Below are 6,034 nucleotides of genomic sequence, written 5' to 3'. Positions count from 1 at the left end.
GTTTTTTCTTTTACCAAAGGAGCTGCTGTCATAGATTTTATTCAGGAAAACAAAATAGATGTCGTTTTGCTGGATATTATTTTGAGCGATGGAAACGGATTGGATTTTTGCAAAATAATCAAACAAAAAGCACCCCAATCTGTCGTCATTGCATTAAGCAATCAAGCTGAACGAAGTATTATTTTTCGTTTTTTAGAAAATGGAGGAAATGGCTATATCTTAAAAAATGCCGATTCCCAAGAAATAATTGAAGGCATAGAAAAGGCATTGATTGGTGATTTGGCTTTAAGTAAAGAAGTGCAGGAAATTATGCTACGGACTTCAGTTACAGATTTTGAGCTTCCTAGATTAACCAAAAGAGAAAAGCAAATTCTTCAGGCAATTGCCAAAGGTAATACTTCTGCTGAAATAGCCGAACAATTATTTATTTCTGTGATAACGGTAGAAACCCATCGTCGAAATTTATTGCAAAAGTTTAAAGCTAAAAATATGATTGAGCTAGTTAAAATCGCTACCGAAAATCAATTGATTTAAATTAATTCAGATCAGTCAAAATTATAATACCCTGCTTTTCTTCTTCTTTTTTCATGCCATTCGAGCCCTAAAGTATGAGGCACAACCAGTCAATTATTTTTTGAATTGCTCATTACCGCTACAAACTCTCTTAACATCAACTATTTACGAGTAAAACATATCACGATCTTATAATTATATAAAGCTAACTTTTATTGCATAATATTGCATACAGGATGGATTAAAACATTCCGTTAGAACTTCACTTAAAAACAAATCCTCCGTCCAACCTAAACAAAAGCACAGCTTACTAATAAAATTACAACCTAGACTAAAAACTCACAATCTAGCTCCACTCTTCAGATAAAGAGGCGACCGTGCGTCAATAAATAGTCCTGAAGACTATTTTAGCGAAGGGACGAGCTGGCGCATGGGCAAGAGGCCTGGGAGTTTTAACAATAAAAAACTAAAATTGAATTTACCCCAGTGGAACGAAGGTAAAGAAAGGGGAGTTTGACAAATAGTTTTATGTCATGTAATTAAATAACATGAAAATCTACAAATTTAAGCTCACCAAAACAAGGCTAGTTATAAAATCACAAACTCTAATGAAAACTCACAATTTAGCTCCCCTCTTTAGCTAAAGAGGGGAATGAATTTACCGCAGTGTAACGAAGGTAAAGAAAGGGGAGTTTGACAGATGTGCTAAAAACAAACCCCGTCTAAACCTCACTTTAATCAAAGGGAATAGCGATAGTTTTAAATGATATCGTTATACTAGATCACACTTCACAAAACAAAAAAAATGTTTTCATAGCTTTTTTTGACATTTGAAACTGAAAATGATATCTTTAAAATCTTTTCAATCTTCATTGTACAATCTTAAAACTTAAAACTATGCGCAAACTAACTTTGGCTTTATGGTTATTACTTATTCCAACGGTTTCTTTCTCACAGGAAGCATCCATAATCCAGCAAATCAAAAAAGAAGGAATAGAAAACTCCCAAGTGATGGATATCGCGTTCCACCTCACAGAAATAAGCGGCCCACGCTTGATGAACAGTCCCGGATATTATAGGGCGATGGACTATTCCATCAATCAACTAAAGGATTGGGGCCTTGAGAATGTAAAAAAAGACGAATGGGGGAATTTTGGAAAAGGATGGGAATTGAAAAAATTCTATATCGCAATGAAATCACCATGGTACAAACCTGTGATTGCATTCCCAAAAGCTTGGACACGAGGCACCAGTGGCTTAAAAACTGCAAGTATCATCCTTATCGATCCTAGTGCAGATAGTACGGCCTTAGTTAATAAGTACCGAGGAAAACTTGCGGGTAAGATTCTGGCCATGGACCAATTAATCGAGTACGAACTGGGCAATAAAGCAGATGTTGTACGATATACCAGAGCGGAATTAGACTCTATGGCAGCTATCCAATTGGAAAAGAAGGAAGCTGTTAACCCTGCCGAAATGGCTGAACAGAGAAGAAAACGCATGGAAGCCTGGAGAGAATCCAGAAAAAAAGCAGAAGTTCTTGGAAATCTTGCTAGAGAGGAAGGAGCAATCGCCATAATTAGCTCATCACCTAGAAATCACGACGGAACAGTCTTTGTTCAAGGAGGAGGTGCCTATGCAATGGAAGCACCTGAAAACTTTCTTGACATCGCCATGGCTCTGGAGGATTATAATATGATCGTGAGATTGGTAAGGGCAAATAAACCCGTAGAATTGGATTTAGAAGTGGAAACCCAATTTTATAATGATGAAGAAAAAGGATATAATGTTATTGGTGAAATAACGGGCACAGATCCTAAATTAAAAGACGAACTGGTAATGATCGGTGGTCATCTAGATTCGTGGCAAGGTTCTGTGGGAGCAACAGACAATGCTTCTGGTACAGCTGTAATGATGGAAGCCATCCGTATTTTGAAGAAATTGAACATCAAACCAAAACGAACCGTGCGCATTGCGCTATGGGGAGGAGAAGAACAGGGAATACATGGGTCTAGAGGCTATGTTGCAAAAACTTTTGCCAATAGAGAGGACATGAAGTTAAAGCCGGCACATGAAAAATTCAGTGTCTATTTCAACCTCGATAATGGTACAGGACGTATCCGTGGAATTCATTTACAAGAAAACCAAGCCGCCAGTAATTTGATGAAAACGTGGCTTACTCCTTTTAAAGATTTGGATGCTACTACGATTACGCTCAGCAACACGGGAGGAACAGACCATTTATCGTTTGATGCCGTTGGACTTCCAGGTTTTCAGTTTATTCAAGACCAAGTGGAATACAATTCCCGAACCCATCACAGCAATATGGACAGCTACGACCATTTGGTAGCAGACGATTTAAAACAGGCAGCTACAGTAATTGCCGGCTTAATCTATCAGGCCGCAGTAAGCGATCAGAAAGTTCCAAGAAAAGAATTGCCTAAAGCTCAGAAAAGTCAGTTTTAATCCAGAAGTCTAAACAGAATAAAATCTTTCAATAAAAAACAGCCCTACGCTTCCTTAGGAAAAGTAGGGCTGTTTTTGTTTTTCTTATTATCAGTGTATTTCTTCAATTAAAACCACATAAACCAACAAAAAACCGATCTATAGTGAAGATCAATAATTAAGCACCTGAATAATTTTCTGCTTTACCTTCTCGGTCGAAGGTATCATCGTTTCTTCTAAAATAGAATTCAAAGGAATAGCTGGCATATTTTCGCTGCCAATAGTCATTACCGGTGCATCCAAAAACTTAAAGCATTCCTCTTGAATTTTCCCGGCCAGTGCTCTTGCAAACGAATTATCGGAAGGTTCCTCGGTCACTACAAGACATTTTCCTGTTTTTTTGACGGATTTCATGATTGTTTCCTCATCCAAAGGGAAGAGAGTTCGCAAATCGATGATTTCTATTCGATCTTTAATGCCCAATTCTTCGGAAGCATTCATCGCCCAATGCACCCCCATTCCGTAAGTCACAATCGTTAAAGTCTCGACATTTTCTTGTTTCCATATTTCTTGTAAAACCCAAGCTTTTCCAAAAGGCAATACATAATCTTCAGACGGTTCAACCGAGGTAGCACCTTTTGTGCCCGGAACTTTACTCCAATACAAACCTTTATGTTCCAAAATCACCACCGGATTTGGATCGTAATAGGCGGCTTTCATCAAACCTTTTAAATCGGCACCATTACTTGGATAGGCAATTTTTATCCCTCTGATATTGGTCAAAATACTTTCTACAGATGACGAATGATACGGACCGCCACTGCCATAAGCACCAATCGGTACGCGCAGGATCATACTCACTGGCCATTTCCCGTCTGATAAATAACAACTTCTACTCACTTCGGTAAACAACTGATTGAGTCCGGGCCAAATATAGTCGGCAAATTGAACCTCTACAATAGGTTTTAAGCCAACAGCACTCATTCCCACCGTTGAGCCCACAATAAACGCTTCCTGAATGGGAGTGTTAAACACACGATCGTCACCAAACTTTTGAGCCAAGGTCGCAGCTTCACGAAATACGCCGCCCAGTCGTGCGCCGACATCTTGTCCGTAAAGCAAGCATTCTTTATGCTTTCTCATTAATTCCTCCACGGCAAATAGCGCACAATCTACCATCACGACTTTCTCCGCTCCTTCTGGCGAACGCTCGCCTTTTTCTTCAGTAATTGGTGTTGGAACGAAATCGTTCGTAAATAGGTCTGCCGGCTTTGGATCTTCGGCCTGTTGGGCTTTTCTAAAAGACTGCTCAACTTCAATTTCAATTTGAGCTTCAATTTCAAGGAGTTCCTTTTCATCAAATCCATTTTCCAATAGTTGCTTTTTCAACACAGGGTACGGATCACGTGATCGGGCTTCCTCCAAATCATCGCGATACCATTCCATGCGCACGCCAGACGTATGATGATTTAACAAAGGGACTTTAGCGTGTATTAAAAAAGGTCGACGTTCTTTACGAATGGTCATAATTACCTTTTCAACAGCTTCGTAACTTTCAATAAAATTGGCACCATCGATGCTGACAGCTTCCAAACCTTTAAACCCTTTGGCATATTCAAAAGCATTTTGTGCTCGAATTTCAGCGGCATTTGCCGAAATATCCCAATCATTGTCTTGCACCAAATATAAGATAGGCAACCTCTTTAAAACCGCCATCTGAAAAGCTTCTGCAACTTCACCCTCGGTTACGGAAGCGTCGCCCAACGAGCAGACCACAATGGGTGCATTCCCACGAATGCGGGAATCTTCTGAATGAACAGAAGAATCATAATCGAAGTTTCCTTCCAGTTTTTTGATTGTATCACTTAAAGTGGCTGTATCTTCAATTGGACCAACATTTTCATGATACTTAAATCCCATCGCAACGCCCGTTGCCGGAATAGCTTGCATTCCGGTTGCGGAAGACTGGTGCGGGATTTTCGGTTTGTCCGCATCTCTTAAGCTTGGATGGGCATAATACGTACGTCCGCCAGAAAATGGATCATCTTTTTTAGCCAATAATTGCAGCATCAAATCATAAGGTGTCAATCCAAAAGACAATAACATCGCATCATCTCGATAATAAGGAAATGCGTAATCTTGTGGCAGTAACTGCATGCCCAAAGCAATCTGAACGGCTTCATGGCCTCTTGATGTGGCGTGCACATATTTAGAAACCTGCTTGAAATTGGCCTCGTACAGTTCGGCCATAGCTTTGGCTGTACAAAGTGTTGTAAATGCTTTTCTTAAAATATCTTTATTTATCTTTTTTAACACGAATTCTTTTCTTAATTTCAATATTATATTTCTCTGTTACTATCAAATTGCTCAAAATAATCCGCCACACGACGCACAAAACTTCCTCCTAAAAACCCATCAACAACCCGATGGTCAAACGATAAAGACAGATACATCATACTTCTGATGGCAATTTCATCACCTTTTTTGGTTTCAATGACTTCTGCTCGTTTTTTGATGATTCCCAATGCTAAAATGGCTACTTCAGGTTGGTTGATGATTGGCGTTCCCATCAAACTTCCAAAAGTCCCGACATTGGATATGGTAAACGTGCTGCCTTTAATATTATCAGCAGTCAATTTATTTTCTCTGGCTCTATTGCTCAACTCATTGACATCTTTGGCTAATGTTTTCAAGTCTTTACCATCTGCGTTTTTTACAACAGGCACAATCAAATTTCCATTGGGCAAAGCGGTTGCCATCCCAATATTTATCGCGTCTTTGACGATGATATTTTTGCCATCTACCGAAGCATTGATATTGGGAAAATCCTTAATGGCTTTGGCGACAGCTTCCACAAACAGCGGCGTAAAAGTTAAGCGTTCGCCATATTTTTCCTGAAAAGCGTCTTTGTTGGCATTTCGCCAATTCACCATACTGGTCAAATCGGCTTCTACATAAGTGGTAACATGTGGCGACGTATGTTTGGAATAGACCATATGATCGGCAATCATTTGCCGCATACGATCCATTTCTATGATTTTTCCCGAACCTTTATCAAAATTCAATTGCGGAATGC

At 39.4% G+C, this 6,034-nt stretch carries 4 protein-coding genes; 2 read left to right on the top strand and 2 right to left on the bottom strand.

The window, feature by feature from the left end; all coding sequences use genetic code 11:
• On the top strand, positions 1-534 hold a 534-nt coding region (locus tag VNJ50_RS03860), incomplete at its 5' end, for a response regulator transcription factor (protein WP_325579223.1).
• Between the two features lie 876 nt (positions 535-1,410).
• Entirely contained in the window at positions 1,411-2,979 is a 1,569-nt protein-coding gene (locus VNJ50_RS03855) for a M20/M25/M40 family metallo-hydrolase (RefSeq protein WP_325579221.1), read from the top strand.
• A 150-nt stretch (positions 2,980-3,129) separates the two neighbouring features.
• On the opposite strand, the gene VNJ50_RS03850 is transcribed toward VNJ50_RS03855, so the two are convergent.
• Positions 3,130-5,208 (bottom strand): alpha-ketoacid dehydrogenase subunit alpha/beta, encoded by a 2,079-nt coding sequence (locus VNJ50_RS03850; protein ID WP_325579225.1) that lies wholly within the window; start codon positions 5,206-5,208, stop codon positions 3,130-3,132.
• 89 nt (positions 5,209-5,297) lie between these two features.
• The coding region (locus VNJ50_RS03845; RefSeq protein ID WP_325579219.1) for a dihydrolipoamide acetyltransferase family protein at positions 5,298-6,034 on the bottom strand (737 nt) is incomplete at its 5' end.

Source organism: Gelidibacter sp. (genome assembly GCF_035577925.1).
GTDB lineage: Bacteria > Bacteroidota > Bacteroidia > Flavobacteriales > Flavobacteriaceae > Gelidibacter.
Note: the sequence above shows the minus strand (reverse complement) of the source record. Positions and strands in the feature narration are given on the sequence as shown.